Annotated in this window: 15 protein-coding genes and 1 CRISPR repeat array; all 15 genes read right to left on the reverse strand. The window is 51.9% G+C overall.

Going from position 1 to position 14,126, the window contains the following annotated elements:
* Positions 1–52 precede the first annotated feature (52 nt).
* The 15 genes from QMG16_RS14165 to QMG16_RS14235 all read right to left on the reverse strand — a co-directional run bounded on the left by QMG16_RS14165 (position 53) and on the right by QMG16_RS14235 (position 14,119).
* Positions 53–178, reverse strand: a complete 126-nt coding sequence (locus tag QMG16_RS14165) for a hypothetical protein (RefSeq protein WP_281795233.1) — start codon at positions 176–178, stop codon at positions 53–55.
* 1 nt (position 179) lies between these two features.
* Positions 180–443: a hypothetical protein gene (locus QMG16_RS14170; RefSeq protein WP_281795235.1), complete on the reverse strand. Its 264-nt coding sequence runs from the start codon at positions 441–443 to the stop codon at positions 180–182.
* Between the two features lie 14 nt (positions 444–457).
* Positions 458–895: a cell wall hydrolase gene (locus QMG16_RS14175; RefSeq protein WP_281795237.1), complete on the reverse strand. Its 438-nt coding sequence runs from the start codon at positions 893–895 to the stop codon at positions 458–460.
* 187 nt (positions 896–1,082) lie between these two features.
* The gene (locus QMG16_RS14180; RefSeq protein WP_281795238.1) at positions 1,083–1,370 is read right to left on the reverse strand and encodes a hypothetical protein; all 288 of its coding nucleotides are present in this window, start codon (positions 1,368–1,370) and stop codon (positions 1,083–1,085) included.
* A 27-nt stretch (positions 1,371–1,397) separates the two neighbouring features.
* Entirely contained in the window at positions 1,398–1,649 is a 252-nt protein-coding gene (locus QMG16_RS14185; protein WP_281795240.1) for a helix-turn-helix domain-containing protein, read from the reverse strand.
* Between the two features lie 71 nt (positions 1,650–1,720).
* A CRISPR array of direct repeats spans positions 1,721–2,946; the repeat unit is 36 nt; unit sequence GTTTCAATCCCTTGCAGGGAATTCTGATGTGGCCAG.
* A gap of 199 nt (positions 2,947–3,145) precedes the next feature.
* Positions 3,146–3,427: a CRISPR-associated endonuclease Cas2 gene (gene cas2, locus QMG16_RS14190; RefSeq protein ID WP_281795243.1), complete on the reverse strand. Its 282-nt coding sequence runs from the start codon at positions 3,425–3,427 to the stop codon at positions 3,146–3,148.
* On the reverse strand, positions 3,424–5,082 hold the full coding sequence (gene cas4g/cas1g / locus QMG16_RS14195; RefSeq protein WP_281795246.1) for a CRISPR-associated endonuclease Cas4g/Cas1g: 1,659 nt from the start codon (positions 5,080–5,082) through the stop codon (positions 3,424–3,426). Before cas4g/cas1g ends, cas2 begins: the two co-directional genes overlap by 4 nt.
* Positions 5,083–5,199: 117 nt before the next feature.
* On the reverse strand, positions 5,200–5,991 hold the full coding sequence (cas6, locus tag QMG16_RS14200) for a CRISPR-associated endoribonuclease Cas6 (RefSeq protein WP_281795248.1): 792 nt from the start codon (positions 5,989–5,991) through the stop codon (positions 5,200–5,202).
* Position 5,992: 1 nt separating this feature from the next.
* A complete protein-coding gene (cas3, locus tag QMG16_RS14205; RefSeq protein WP_281795250.1) occupies positions 5,993–7,840 on the reverse strand; it encodes a CRISPR-associated helicase Cas3' in 1,848 nt (615 codons plus the stop codon).
* A complete protein-coding gene (locus QMG16_RS14210; RefSeq protein WP_281795253.1) occupies positions 7,830–8,534 on the reverse strand; it encodes a hypothetical protein in 705 nt (234 codons plus the stop codon). The genes cas3 and QMG16_RS14210 overlap by 11 nt, the downstream gene beginning before the upstream one ends.
* Positions 8,531–9,391, reverse strand: a complete 861-nt coding sequence (locus QMG16_RS14215; RefSeq protein WP_281795255.1) for a hypothetical protein — start codon at positions 9,389–9,391, stop codon at positions 8,531–8,533. Before QMG16_RS14215 ends, QMG16_RS14210 begins: the two co-directional genes overlap by 4 nt.
* 16 nt (positions 9,392–9,407) lie before the next feature.
* A complete protein-coding gene (locus QMG16_RS14220; protein ID WP_281795256.1) occupies positions 9,408–10,301 on the reverse strand; it encodes a hypothetical protein in 894 nt (297 codons plus the stop codon).
* Positions 10,302–10,341: 40 nt separating this feature from the next.
* Complete coding sequence (locus QMG16_RS14225; RefSeq protein ID WP_281795259.1) at positions 10,342–12,360, reverse strand: hypothetical protein; 2,019 nt, start codon at positions 12,358–12,360, stop codon at positions 10,342–10,344.
* Between the two features lie 124 nt (positions 12,361–12,484).
* Positions 12,485–13,444, reverse strand: coding sequence for a helix-turn-helix transcriptional regulator (locus QMG16_RS14230; protein ID WP_281795262.1), 960 nt, complete (start codon positions 13,442–13,444; stop codon positions 12,485–12,487).
* 243 nt (positions 13,445–13,687) lie between these two features.
* Entirely contained in the window at positions 13,688–14,119 is a 432-nt protein-coding gene (locus QMG16_RS14235) for an archease (protein WP_281795263.1), read from the reverse strand.
* Positions 14,120–14,126 lie beyond the last annotated feature (7 nt).

A 14,126-nucleotide genomic window follows, 5' to 3' on the forward strand; every position in this document is an offset into this window, starting at 1 on the left:
GTCCATTTTTTCACGACAGTTGACGCCTACAAAAAAAGTCCCGATCTTCGCCTCATTCCATCTGGCCCCTTCCTCCCATCTCGGAACCACCTTCATGCACGGCCTGCATTCCCAGTTGCGCAGGGTGCAGGAGCACAAAAGGGCCGGCAGGAGGACCGCGAGCATCGTATTGCGACACATCAGCTCCAGGGGTCCTTGAGATTGGGTTTTGCGATCACCGTGCTGGTGAAAAATCTCCTGGAAACCCAGATGAAAACCCCCAGCAGCGCCATGATCCGTGAGAACATCCCCTCCGGGACCGACACGTTGAAGTCCTTGAACAGCCCCAGCAAAATAGACTGGGTGAACGGGTCCTGGATTGCCGCCAGGAGCACAATGATCTTGGCACCCCATTCGATCTTGCTCTTTACGGGGGGCTTCGAAGGCAGCTCCGCCTGAGCCATGCTCGTTCCTCCTTTTATCCCTCTTTCCAGAACAGATGGTTCCCGATTTTCACGCAAAACGTCATGTTGGACGAACCCGCCCAGTAGGGGCGGATAGACGCTGCGTGGTAATGCGTGGCCCCGTGCGTCGGGTCTTCCTTCCTCCTCGCCCCGGGGGTCATCTCCAGAAGCAAGTCGGCCACACTCCTGCAAACGGAAATCAGATCGCCCACCATCTCTCTTTGCGTAATTTGCTTGAAATTGGGATCGTCGGAGTTGAAACACGAAAACTGACGGGGCTTCAGAATGACACCCTTCAATCCCACCCCGTAACGCCCTCCGGCGTCGTAACGGTTCATCACGACATGGCCGACGGCGATCATGCCGTTGAGCCCTTCGCCCCTGGCCTCCCCGTAGATGCACCGGGCGAGCAGCTCCGCATCTCCCAGCTCCTGAAGTGAAAGCATCACCATGGTCAAACCTCCTATCCGAACAACGATTTAAAAATACGGCTTCCACTTCCTTCTTACTGATCCAGTGCTCCGGATATCAACCGCGAGTCTTAAAGGATGGATAAAAACAAACAAAAAAGGGGCGATCCGTAATGGATCACCCCTTTTCGATGGTCAAAATAGTGGGACGCAGGTATGCCCGCAGGATTTACCGCGCCAGGGCGCGCCCGATGATGCGCCCCCGCCTGTCATAATAAACCGTCTCGCCCTTGCGGGTCACACTCTTGCCGCTGATGCGCCCCCGGCTGTCATAATAAACCGTTTTATCGCCATGCGTGACGCTGCGCCCATCGATACGCCCCTTGCCGTCATAATAGTACACCGTCGCACGGCTGCCGTCACGGCAGCCCCCCGCATGCACGAACCCCACCGGACCGGCCAGCACCAGCGCCATGGACGTCGCGGCAAACAAACCGGATATCCAACGCATACACAACCCTCCTTTCATTATCCTTTCATTATCCTATTGAATCCCCATCAATTTTCTTACGGATTCGGACTTGATCCGCACACTCTTCTTCAGCTTCACGCTTTCAATGACGCCTTCAGCACAGAGCTCATACACCTTCGACTGGCATATGCGCAGGATGTTCGCCACTTCGTCCGGCCTCAGCAGGTACTTGAACTGTAAGATGCGCAAATCTGGAATCACATGATCAAAATCCCCTATGAACATCGGAACCATGGTTTTTTTGAAATCTATTATATCGGACATATCATCCACCACCTTCCTGCTAAGCCTCACGAACGGTTTTCCGCTTTCCTTCGAACTTTTCCACTTTTACCGTTTCAATCCCTTGCAGGGAATTCTGATGTGGCCAGATATTCCGAGTCAAGGCCTTCGTGGACCTCGACGAGATCGTTTCAATCCCTTGCAGGGAATTCTGATGTGGCCAGGAGCGATCTATCCAGGGGAGAGATCGTGGACCGGATGGTTTCAATCCCTTGCAGGGAATTCTGATGTGGCCAGATGCTGAGTCATTTCAACCCTCAACTTTGCCGTACTGTTTCAATCCCTTGCAGGGAATTCTGATGTGGCCAGTAAATCCTACACGTTGAATCCGTCCATAGGCATCTCTTATGTTTCAATCCCTTGCAGGGAATTCTGATGTGGCCAGCTGCCAATCCCACAGATCCGCCCATTACCCAAAGAATTTGTTTCAATCCCTTGCAGGGAATTCTGATGTGGCCAGTCCATGTCGACAACCCCTGCGCCTGTCCGCCTTCCATGTTTCAATCCCTTGCAGGGAATTCTGATGTGGCCAGAGACGGGGCCGAATCTCTACAACTCGCACTCAGGAAAGTTTCAATCCCTTGCAGGGAATTCTGATGTGGCCAGCTGGCTACCAGGGAATGGTGATGGAGGGCGAGGAGACCGTTTCAATCCCTTGCAGGGAATTCTGATGTGGCCAGCAGTCGTTATTTGGTCCGGATACAGCCTGGATCTGGCCAGGTTTCAATCCCTTGCAGGGAATTCTGATGTGGCCAGCAGTCGTTATTTGGTCCGGATACAGCCTGGATCTGGCCAGGTTTCAATCCCTTGCAGGGAATTCTGATGTGGCCAGGGGGATAACGTCGAGCTGCTTTATGCCTATCGTGACGGTTTCAATCCCTTGCAGGGAATTCTGATGTGGCCAGTCCACGACGATGGCGTATTCCTGCCCGGCCCCCAACATGTTTCAATCCCTTGCAGGGAATTCTGATGTGGCCAGCGAATCAAGGAAAAATCGCTTACATGCGGTGTGCCGCAGTTTCAATCCCTTGCAGGGAATTCTGATGTGGCCAGGGGACGGCTCCCATCGGAATCGGGGAGGACATTATTCTTGTTTCAATCCCTTGCAGGGAATTCTGATGTGGCCAGCTGCAGCAGCACTCCGACATCGTAGGCCTGCTTCGTAAGCGTTTCAATCCCTTGCAGGGAATTCTGATGTGGCCAGCCGGCACGGGCGTTCTTGTATCCAGTGGATCTCAGCTCAGTTTCAATCCCTTGCAGGGAATTCTGATGTGGCCAGCTCATTTCGAATTTTAGGATATACTTTGAGCGCTTGCAATACCGAATGCGAGATGTTCTTATTTTGAGAGTATTTCATCTTACCTTTCCAAGATTCATTCGGCTTATTCATAACCCAATACCCTGATGTCAAAAGAAAAACAGGAATTGCGAGCGCTCCCCGCATTTTTTCTTCTCCGTCACCTCTCGCAGAAGAAGATCTAAAAAATGATCACCCCTTCAATCTCTATCTGCGTTTTCACGCCGATGAACTCCAGGTTTTTGAGCTGACTCTCCTGGACGGGAAGAATGATGACCTGATCTTCGTTTTCATGAATCACTTTCCGTACGCGATCCATGAGCCTCTTCTTTTGGATTTCGGAGATACAGCAATGGAAAAAGCTGTATTGCAGGCGGTAGCCATATTCCTTCATGATCCTGGCTACTCGTCCCAACCTTTTACCGTCCGAAATGTCGTAGCCGATGAGGTAATTCTTTTTCATCGAATTCGAAACCCTGTGTATTCTTCGATATCGCCCAAAAGATATTTTCCAAGAATTCGGTACTGGAGCTCAATGGTCCTTTCATAGCTCATGCGATACTGGAAGAGAGGATGTGTCACATGGTCCTTCTTTCGCATTTCATATTGACCTATAAACTTTTTTCTACCCCGTTCATTGAGATAACAGGTTCCCTGGTATATTAAAAAATCCTTTGCCGAAAAGACCCCGTTATTGATGGCGGTTATCACCATGGAATCTACAATGGGCTGCCGAAAATATTCCATGATGTCCAACGCCAGCGACGGCCTCCCATACTTCATGATGTGATAGTAACCACAGTATGGATCAAGACCGACTCGAAGGGCGGCTCCCACACAATCCTTGGCAAGGAGAGAATAGCCAAAGCTGAGCAGTGCGTTGACAGGATTATTGGGAGGCCTTTTCACCCGGCCGTCAAAAGCAAAAAGCTCCTGCTGCACCGGTTTGATGAACCTTTGAAACTGCTGGAAATAAAGCTTTCCGCCCATCCCCTCGAATCCCCGTAAGGAATCCAGATCCAGGGCTGTTTCTGTCTGCCTGATCAGTCGTTTGAGCTGGTCAATAAGTTGGCTGTCTTCCGGTTCCTTCTTTTGATCGCGAAGATAACGCATGAGAAGCGTTCGGCTGCTGGCGAGCTTGGCCTGAACGATATTCTGAGCAATCTTGAGAGAAAAAGCGGGATTGAAATGAGCTCGCCACTGAGATTCCCTCAACAAACCATGGCGATGCAGAGACGGGCTGGCCACTCCGATGTAACGTCCCCGAAGGCTCATGTAATGGACAGGGATTTGATTATACAGGCAACTGTGGAGCAACTGAGTCGACATCTGGACAGGACCGCAGAGTACAACTTCCTGAAGGTGTTCGAGGGAAACCTCCCCCAGTACCTCACCACCGGGGGCTTTCACCACAATCTGCCGGTCCGACAGACTGAGATAAGCACCCAGTTTATCCACGTACAGGACCTGGTCTTCAAGCCGCCTGGGCAATATGCATTTTGCATTTACCTTTCTGCCACGGATGACTTCTTCCTCTTCGGGCAGGCAAATGGGATAGAGCGAGCAGGCAAAACACTGGTTCCGGTTGGAGACCGGGGGAGGCAGTTCTTCCTTGCGGGCTACGGCCAGGCCGGCCTCTATGGTCTTCAGTGTCTCGTTCCTCAAAGAGGCGTCGAAGGGAACCTCAACACGAGCTTTGGAAGCAATGTAATAAAGGTAGCCCTTTCCGGGATAGGGCAGTCCGTTTTCTTCCATCAGTAATCCCTGAGCACATAGCTGAACGCGATCGTTCAACCAGGGTTCCCTCCCCCGTGGTTTGTAGCCTTTCTTGTACTCGACGGGATAGACTTCCCCGCTGCCGTCCTCTTCCAGCAGGTCGAGCCGCCCGGTAATGCCCAGCCGATCCGATTTCCACATGACGGAACGACGGTGAATGTATTCTTCCTTCTTGACTGCCCGCCCCTCTTTGCCCCTGGCATCTACAACCTCATGCCGAGATCGCCCTTCCTCCGTATGAAGATTGTCTTCAAACATGCCGCGTACAAATTCCAGGTAAAAGCGTCTGGGGCAGTAAACATAGGCATTGAGACAGGATATGGGAATCAGACGTTCTTCCATTTGACGCCTCAAACTTCAAATGAAGGATGAAAATCTTTCAACCTTAGAACTTATCCGTCTCCAAAACTTCACCCCTGCCCTCTCCTTAAAAGGTGCAAAAAACCCTGCGGATAGGCTCTAAGCCAGCTTCTCGATCACCCGGCACATCCCCATGCCCTGTGTCGTTTTGACTCCGATTCCGGAATAGAAGGCAAAACGGAGCAAAGTATGGTAATAACACCGGTCGGCCTCGCTCCCCTTCATGATGAAAGTCAATTTTCCAACGGCTCCAATCACTGTGCCGCTTTTTCGAAGGGCGTACGGTTCGGTGTGGATATCGAGATTTGCGTAGCTCACATCACTATAATCCTGCTTTTCCTGGAATTTGACGGGGGAAAAAAGATTCCACCTCCGCGCCAGGTTGGCGAAAACCAGTGCGGGTTCAGGCAAAGGATAATGCAGATCTCCTCTTTTGAAGGCAGTGGGGCTCAACAGATGCAAAGTCGTTTTACCCGAGCTGCAGGCTTCGGAAAGCAGCTCTTCATAGTCCAACCTTCCGCTCCATATATCGTTCTCCTCTTCTCCCAGAACGATATCCTCCACCTGAAAGAACAATCCGGAAAGATCAAACGGAGCGTCCCAGAATCCCCTGGCTATGGTTTCCAGAAAGACCTCTTCCAGTTCATTGTTGAGTATGGCGACTCGAATGCGGTAGGTTTCGTTTTCAACGATTTTCTCTCTTATCTTTTTGCCCATGACCGGTGAAATGGAAAACGGCGCCATCCCACCGGAATCATGCAGGCCATGCCCGACGGTGGCGTTGCCGGCAGTCATCCGATTCAGAAACACGGGATGAAAGAGGGCGTGAAAAGAACGGGGCACAAGTCCCCCCGTGAGAGAGCGAAGGTTGATGATGGCGGTGACGGGCATGTCAAGACTCCATTTCCAATACCCAAAGGCTTCCCTCGTATTTGACGGAGTTGTTTTCCACAGCGAACCTGCCATCGCTTTTCAGGAACGGTCTGTACTGTAAAATGCGCTCAAATCCTTTCCTGTAGCCTTTCACCAACACGGTAGGAATATCCACGTATCCCAAATCGGCATCGAAATACTTCGATTCAAATTTTTCCCCGATCACACAGAATAAACTGGTTTCATAGGGACTGACCCGCTGCCCCAGAGGATACATGTCCCACGAGCTTCCTTCGCCGGCGTTCAGGTTGTAGTAACCTTTCAGAAGCTCTGCGTGCCATTGCCCGTTCTCTTCAATGGACAAATGATCGCTTACCTTCTCCTTTTTCAATTCTTCCGGCGTCTTACCGATATTGCGAGCCAGGCGGCTGATGCCGATCTGCACAGGGTTGATGGGAGTGTTCGTCTTTTCATGCAAGCCGGTGCATAAAGTGACGGAGGGTTCCCAACACCGCGTGACCAGGATGCCCCGGTCCCAGAGGGGCTTGCTCGTCAGCTCTCCTTCGTAAACATATTCCCACAGCATATCGAAGAGGACCTCCCCCATCCAGTCCCCCTGGACCATGCGGAAATAATTGAAGAGAACGGTCGGATCGAAGCGGTTCCCCATGTTCTTCAGGTCCTCGAGATAACGGTCTGAAAGATTTCCGGGAAGAGAGCAAAGAAAAGGCTTGATCCCATCGCCCACAATCACCAGCTCCGCATCTTCCATTTTTCCCCTGCGATTGAGCCGCCCGGCCAACTGAACCAGGCTGTCTGGGTTGCAGAGTTCCGTGACAATGACATGCGCATCCAGGTCACAACCGGCTTCAATGGCCGAGGTCGCGAGGATCAGAAACCCTTCGCCCTCTCGCTGCCGGGCAATCAGTTTTTGAATGACCGAACTGCGCTGAACGGCGGTGAGCCTTCCATGATAGACGAGAGGGCGGAGATCTTTGAGCTTTCCATAGAGCTGCACAAGGTCCTTCACGAGTTCAGTCCGGACGATGATCCTCTTGGCCGGATCAAAGCGTTTCCTTGTTTCGCGTTCCATGATATTCAGAAACTCTTCGGGATCGCGCGATGTATTGGGGGCCTCTACCAGTTGAAGTCCTTTACGGGCATGAACCATTTTCCGCGTCTCTTTTTGAAAGAGGGCCATTTCTTCTGCAAGGTCCCCCTGAGTTGCATCCACTGTATTCAAGAAATCACCGAATTCCGCCGGCAGGGTGGCGCTCATGACACACAGGTCTTTACCCTTGAGAAACAACGTTTCCAGGAGCTTGCGAAAATTGGAAAAGGCGAGTCCATCGTAATCGTGAGCCTCATCAAAAATGAGAAAGGGGCGTTTACCCAGTGCGGAACCGAAAATGCGGTGGGGAAAAATATAGGATTTGATTTTTTCCCCATATCCGAAAAGCCTGAAAAGGAACTTGTCGAGAGTGGTGACGATGATATCGTCGGCAAAGAGGTGGCGCTGATAATTCTGGTGAAAAGACTCTCCCGACCGGCAAACCGAGCGCCTGCAGCTTCCGCCCATATCCACGGTAATGGTCACTTCACGGGCATTGCCGCGTGAGAGGTTTTCTCCGATTTTTACAACCCGCTGCCCCATGTCTTCAATGAGAGCCTTGGTGGGAAGGACTATGACGACCCTCCTTCCATCCGCCAGCGCGGGAAGCAGAGAGGCTTCCGTTTTGCCCGTACCGGTGCCCGCCCGAATGAGCAGAGCGGGATGCGCATCCTGTTCATAGGCGTTCCACACCGCCTTCTGTAGGGGATTGGGCAGGAAACCAACGGCCTGCCGATAGTATGTTTCAATTTCCATGACGGCGTTCCCTCACAAGCGTGATGGTGATTGCGCTTTCCTCATCGAGAGGAAGATTCTTCAATGCCCGTTCTATCTCTTTGGGTTCTTTCCCTCGAAATTCCTTTTCCGGTAGTTTTTTCAGTCGGACACTCAAAGTGAAACCCTCTTCCCTGAAGGGCCATGGAACGACTCCAAATGTCCTGAAGGCATCGTCCAGCCGTTCCGTGCTGAATTCCATAAACGTGCGGGGAACCGAGTCTTTCTTCTCAACGGATTTTACCGCAAGTTCCGCTTCGAGCTGGTCTGCCATGCACAGGAGATAAAGATCGTCGGGAAACCATGACTTCTCGCTCTCCGAGCCCTGACGCGCTCTTTCGTGATTGACCTGTTCCACGGAGAATTCATGATGAGCCCTTATGAGGCTTGCAATATAGGGATCTTCGTGAGGCACACGGAAACGGTGCCCCGCAAAGCTGTAAAGGAGCCGATGCGTTTTATCGTCCCTGCGAATCCGGAAAGTGTCCCGCTTGCCCAAATCATGGAGTTCCACCGCACGAAAGAGCCGTTCCCTGGTTGCTTCATGAAAATAGTGGGTATCAAATTTCTCCAAAATGCTTCTGCAGTTGCCCACATGGTTTTGGAGCGGCTGTCCGTAAACGGATGAAAGCTCTTCGGCTTCATAGATAAAAAAGATGCGCCCCCAATGATTCATGACTGTCCCTCATGATAGAAAAGTTCGACATCTCCCCTTAAAAAAAGGTCGGGAACGACCGCAGGAAATCCGAACCCGGGTTCCAGCGCCCAGTAAGCCCCCCCGAGGTGATTCACATTCCACCATGCTCCCACTTGAAAAAATCCATCCACTCCGCCTTTTTGCCCGTTCTTCCAAAGGTATTCGTCACTCCAGTGATGGCCGTAAAGTGAATAATAGGTCCCGGAGGAAGGACTGAAAAAAGCGGGCGCCAGACCGGCAGGCCGAAAATCCCCGTCTTGTAAAAACAGTTCACGAGGAGGCTCGATTGCAGCCACATACAGATAGCCTTCCTTTCCCGCCTTGCCGCCGAAGTTTTTCAAGCATCGAAGCCTGTCGAGGTCCCTGCTCTCACGGGCGGCCACCCAACCCTTGAGGTTATCACAAAAAAGATAATCCCAATGGTGCAGCTGGTAATTTTCTTTATGGTCCTCACGAAGGATTTGAGAGAACTGTGCATGTTGAAAATTCTTGGGGCCGTGCCGCCTCGTTTTGTGGATCTTCCATTGGTTGGGTTGGGGGTAGGCCCCAAGAGTCCGGAATTCCTTTCCCAGGGTCAGGGTAAATTCTTTTCCCGGGGGCTTTTCCTTTCCCTTGGCACCGGTTCCAAACCAATCTTCGCCGTATCCGGGCCACTCTCCCCCGTCCTCCCCTTGAGCTCCTTCCGCAATGATCAAAAGCCTCTGAAGAAAGCCGCTCATGGTCGTCGGCGGCATGAAGGGATAGCTCATGATGGGCAGGCTTCCCGAGGGCATTCTTCTGAAGGTCAGCGGACCCGTGGGCTTGAAGGTCATTTCTGTGATCCAGATGGATTCCATGACGGAAAATTCCTCTCTAAGCTTTCAGAAATTTTTCTTCAAACAGAACGGCCGCATCCTGAAGGACTTTGAGGGCGGAAGCCCCGGTACTTCTCCTGAACTTTTCAGGCTGTTCCGAGCGGAAATCTTCGGCCAGCTGCACAAAAGTTTTGACCGCTTCGTCGTTGTCGGTAAGGGACGGGCTCAGGATGGGCCTTTCTCCGAGAGGGACCCGGTATTCATCCACCACCAGCAGAGGCTCCACACCGCCCTCCCATCCACCCCGCGCCAGGGCCACCCCTTTGGGGTTTCCAGCCCCAAGGCGGTTGAGGCTCATGAGAAAGGCATAGGCCACGGTCGTGAATTCCTCCCGGCTTATGGAAAGGCAGTGGTTGCTCACGGGATAAAGAATCCCGGGCTGAGCGTATTCCTTGCGGTAAGGCATGGGGGTGCTGTCCTTTTCCTTGTAAATGAGGGCCGGATGCATGGCACGCTGCTTTTCCAATGCAATCTGTCCGGAAACGGCCACACCCCCCGAATGGGTCAGGCGGCCGATGAAGGTCTTTTCACCTGCTATCAGCCCGCCAAAAACGGCGCAGACCGGGCAGGAATCCTTGCAGCACGTCCCGGGAATACCGCAGGACAACTTGTCCATGAGGAGCTGCCCCCCGGCATCGCTCCAAAGCAGGCACCGTCTTTCCACTCCGCGCCGTTTGGTGGGACTGATGTAACATTTTTCCATCACTCCTTCGGAGGTCTGGACCCGCACTTTTTCGACCATATTGACGTTGACCTCTTTTTCATCCCCGAAATAGAGTTCCTGCGGCGCTTCGAGAATGGCATAAATGTCGTAGTGTTTTCGCGGGCCATCGGTTTTCGGCAATCCGCTCGAAATTTTCTCGGCCTGTTTTTCCGAATTCTTCCCTGCCATGAGTGCCTCCTTGTTTTGCTGCAAATCGAGAATGAGCCGCCTATTGATTGTCCGAACCGAGATGCTGCGGAAACATGCTCCACAATGCCAGCTTCGCCTGGTAGGCAAATGCCCGCCAGTCGGCTTCGTTCTGGTAGGGCTTCTCGCCTTCATTCACCAGAGCGCCGGTCACGCGGGCGATCTGGTCGGGACCGATGAAGATCTTTTCCCCGGCATCCCTGGCCCATGACAACCCATCATTTTCATTGACAATCCTTGCCCCTTCCCTTTTGAGTTCCTCGACGTCCTCGCCGGCCCATCCGAGCAGTTCCAGGGCCTTTTCAAAGAAATACCTGTTGCGTGGCTGACGGCAGAAAATGAAGTCTCGTGCCCCACTCTCCCGGGATGCCGTGTAGGCGTACTGAATGGGACGATCCACTTCCTCCAGAAGTTTACTCACAGCGCGCTTCTTTTCATTGCCCGCTGTTTTGCTGTTTTCCACCCGCTCGGCCAAAGGCAAAAGCAGACCGGCAAAGCCCACTATTTTCGGGTAGTCCGGAATAGGCATGGGTTCCTCCTTCGATAGAATTCTCTCAAATTGTTCCCAAATGTCCTGGATTTGAAACCGCCTCCATGATCTGGAATAGTCTTCGATCACCCCGCCCTTCAGCAGGGTATAAAAGCTCTCAAAGACCTTACCGCGAGAAATGAGGCGCAGGAATCGGCCGAAATGAGGCCTCAGCTTTTTGTCGCTGTAACACCGGTACTCGAACACCTTGTCCCAGTGCACCAGCGCCGAAGTCAGCCACAGTTGCCAGCGGGGCAAGGTGAAAATTTCTTCTCCCGGATAGACTTCCACACTGAACCCCTGGGCGAACAGTTCGGGAGAAAAAGTCAAAGCCATTTTCCACAGCGCATAAGAATAGGCCCCAAAAGTTTGAACCAGCGGCTTCCGGTCCACAGATTCATTGACGTGCAAACTGACGAAACTCCCGGCCGCCACATGCAGCGTTTGAGCGACGTATTTCCTCAATTCCATTTGGACCGCCGGCAGGTCTTTGCTGTCTGGGAGTTCTTTCCGGGCAGGATCGAGAAAGCGGACGGTGAGTGTTTCAGGAGTCAACTTCACGGGGCATAGGAAAACCGTGGCAACGCAACGGGGGCAGAAGCAGGGCTTGTCGTCCTTCAATTTTCCCGACTGCGGCCTTTCGTCCGCATCTTTGACGAAAACCGCCAGGCGTTTATAGCTGTCGTTTTTGGGGAGAATCTCTCCACAGGCAAGGCAGGCAACCTCTTTCGCATCCCTACCTGAAAAAAAGTCCCCTCCTTTTACAAACTTGTCTGATTTCGGCTCAGGAAAAACAACCTGCGCATAACTCCCTTTTTCTAAAACTCCCTTTAAGGAGTCTATAGCCGATGGAATGCTTTTTTCCTTGAAAAGTTTTTTTCGGTTGCTGCCGGTTTGGTAATAGTGGATGAGAAATTTGGCCATATCTGCCGAAAGAATGGGGACTTCCTCTCTTCCCCACGCCTTAGCCTGGTTCTTGAACAGGGTTTTATGGTTCAAATAGATTTCCACCGATTTTTTCAAATGTTCCCGCGAAGCGAGTTTCTCCCAGAATGCGGCCCACAACTCTTTGATTGTCGCTTTCAGTTCACCGCAACTGTCGGCCTTGCCCCCTTCATCCGATTTCGCAATTACCTTGAACTGATTTCCTGAAAGGATCGCCCAGAAGGACCTCTCACACAGGAATGCGCTGAACTCTTCCCAGAACCAGTCGTAACCGAGGGCCATCTGAGGTTCTCCCGGACGCGCCGGCAGGGGAAAGATGGCATATTTTCCGCGTATTTTTCCCGTATCGTCTTTGACAGTGCCGTCGCCCTCTTCTGAAAAAACAGGCGGCTTCCATTCCACGAGTTCCGGAGCAAAAGAGAGTCGTCTCAGTTCTTTCAGTTTCCGTGAGGCATTAAGGTATGTTTTGAGTTCGGGCTGAAATGCATCTCTATTCTTGGCAGAAACCAGTGCGCTCAGTTCGAAATCGCTCAGCAGAACGAAGTATTCCGACAAAAACTCATTCATGTCGCCGACTCCTCAAAAATTTCAGAAGGAATTTTAAGACAGCCTCTCAGAGAAAAGGAATGTGATAACCGGTTTTGATCCTCGTTCCGTCCGTATGACGTGCTTCAATCCCGCGAATGCAAACTCACCCATACAACTCGGACATTTTCTTCACCGATTCCCTCGCCTCTTCTCGCAGCCAGGCCGGTTCTACAATCTCCGCATCGGCGCCCCATCCCATCGCCCACCAGAGGACTTCCCGGGGTTCAGCCACTTCCACGGTGAGAAGGATGCCTCCATCCCCGGAAGGAACAATTTTTTGGGAATGGTGCCAGAGAGATTCTTCGATATAAGGCCTGGCATGAGCATTGAAACGCACCGCTACTCTTTGAGGCTCTTCCCCTCCGAAGACCGAAAAGACGGACCGGTTGCGTTTTGCGAAGTCATAGCCCTCCAGCCTTTGAAAATGCATCGCCGTAAATTCCACTTTTCGCATACGGCTGACCCGGTAAGTTCTTATTTCCTTTGACTTCACAGAGAATGCTTCCAGGTAAAGAGATCTTTTTCTGAAGAAAATGGAATAGGGATCTATTTCATATTCGCTGGTCTCGGACTCGGAAGGTTTCTGATATCGGATACGGACACGGCGGCTCTCGGAAATCGCCAGTTGAAGTTTTTCAAGAACAGCGGCGTCACAACCAAAACCTTCTCGAAACACCAGGTCGTCAAAAAGATTGGAGACTGATTCGCGCAGAGGGCCCTGGAGGCCGCTGATGAGTTTTCGGGCCGCGAGGAATCCGTGGTAGCTGAGAAAATAATCTCCTGTTGTGGAGAGCTGGCGGACCGCCATGATCAGGGCAAACCTCTCGCTCAAACTGAGGTCTTCGGCTGGAAGGTAACAGTCCTGATCGATAACGAAACAGTCATTTTTTCGGTCATGATGAAATTGGAATCCAAGCCCTTTCAGGAACTCCCGGTCCTTGTAAAACTGAGCCCTGCTGACACCCACCCTGGCAATGAGATCTTGAAGAGACTGCCGGGGCTGGCATTTGATCTCTATAGCCAGTTTTAATATGCGCTGTAATCTAGATGTATACTTTCTCATGATATTCGACATCCTTCGAGCGCATTTGTAATACTCCCACCGCGAAAACTCAAATCCTTTATGGGCTTACGTCTACAAGTGGATAGACACACGTAAAGATATATTGAAACGCTTATATACGGATTATATACGGACTACGAAGGCAGGAACGCAGCTTCTCGCTACAGTCGTTTCAGAAGTGCGGATAGTCGTCGGCTGGAAATTTCAGGCACAATGGAGGTTTTGGTTTAATGTTCGAAAGCTTCAGACATCCAGAATAACGGTACATTCCCAACCGAGCGGTGTCTTTTCCACCCGGTAGCGGTGTAAAGTCACGGCCTTGACGTCCACGATGAGATCGTGCTTTTCGGGGTTGATTTCTTCTCCGTAGGCTTCCGCACTCAACGTGAAGCGGCCCTCCTCCCCCTGCACCTCCACCCGGGGAACACGGAGCAGGAGATTTTGGGCGTCTTTGAAGAAAATCAGTTCCTGCAGCAGTTCGAAGAGCAGCATATCGATGGCGTAGGATTCCAACCGAAACTTTCGCACCTCCTTCGCATCGATGGTGTCGAGGTCCGTTACCATGGTATTCATTGTGGCGTCGGCCGCGGAGACAAACATCTCTTCCAGGGTTTTCCCCCAGGCTTCAAAGGCCACATCCGCAGTTGCAATGTCTTCCAGGTATTTGAAGGGCATATGAAAG

This window comes from Desulforhabdus amnigena (assembly GCF_027925305.1).
In the GTDB taxonomy this organism is placed as follows: Bacteria; Desulfobacterota; Syntrophobacteria; order Syntrophobacterales; family Syntrophobacteraceae; genus Desulforhabdus; species Desulforhabdus amnigena.

Coding starts and splice junctions, on each gene's coding strand:
- QMG16_RS14225 (WP_281795259.1), bottom strand. CDS start 12,360: ATGAATGAGTTTTTGTCGGAATACTTCGTTCTGCTGAGCGATTTCGAA.
- QMG16_RS14235 (WP_281795263.1), bottom strand. CDS start 14,119: ATGCCCTTCAAATACCTGGAAGACATTGCAACTGCGGATGTGGCCTTT.
- QMG16_RS14230 (WP_281795262.1), bottom strand. CDS start 13,444: ATGAGAAAGTATACATCTAGATTACAGCGCATATTAAAACTGGCTATA.
- QMG16_RS14175 (WP_281795237.1), bottom strand. CDS start 895: ATGGTGATGCTTTCACTTCAGGAGCTGGGAGATGCGGAGCTGCTCGCC.
- QMG16_RS14210 (WP_281795253.1), bottom strand. CDS start 8,534: ATGAATCATTGGGGGCGCATCTTTTTTATCTATGAAGCCGAAGAGCTT.
- QMG16_RS14170 (WP_281795235.1), bottom strand. CDS start 443: ATGGCTCAGGCGGAGCTGCCTTCGAAGCCCCCCGTAAAGAGCAAGATC.
- QMG16_RS14185 (WP_281795240.1), bottom strand. CDS start 1,649: ATGTCCGATATAATAGATTTCAAAAAAACCATGGTTCCGATGTTCATA.
- QMG16_RS14215 (WP_281795255.1), bottom strand. CDS start 9,391: ATGGAATCCATCTGGATCACAGAAATGACCTTCAAGCCCACGGGTCCG.
- cas3 (WP_281795250.1), bottom strand. CDS start 7,840: ATGGAAATTGAAACATACTATCGGCAGGCCGTTGGTTTCCTGCCCAAT.
- cas2 (WP_281795243.1), bottom strand. CDS start 3,427: ATGAAAAAGAATTACCTCATCGGCTACGACATTTCGGACGGTAAAAGG.
- QMG16_RS14220 (WP_281795256.1), bottom strand. CDS start 10,301: ATGGCAGGGAAGAATTCGGAAAAACAGGCCGAGAAAATTTCGAGCGGA.
- cas4g/cas1g (WP_281795246.1), bottom strand. CDS start 5,082: ATGGAAGAACGTCTGATTCCCATATCCTGTCTCAATGCCTATGTTTAC.
- cas6 (WP_281795248.1), bottom strand. CDS start 5,991: ATGCCCGTCACCGCCATCATCAACCTTCGCTCTCTCACGGGGGGACTT.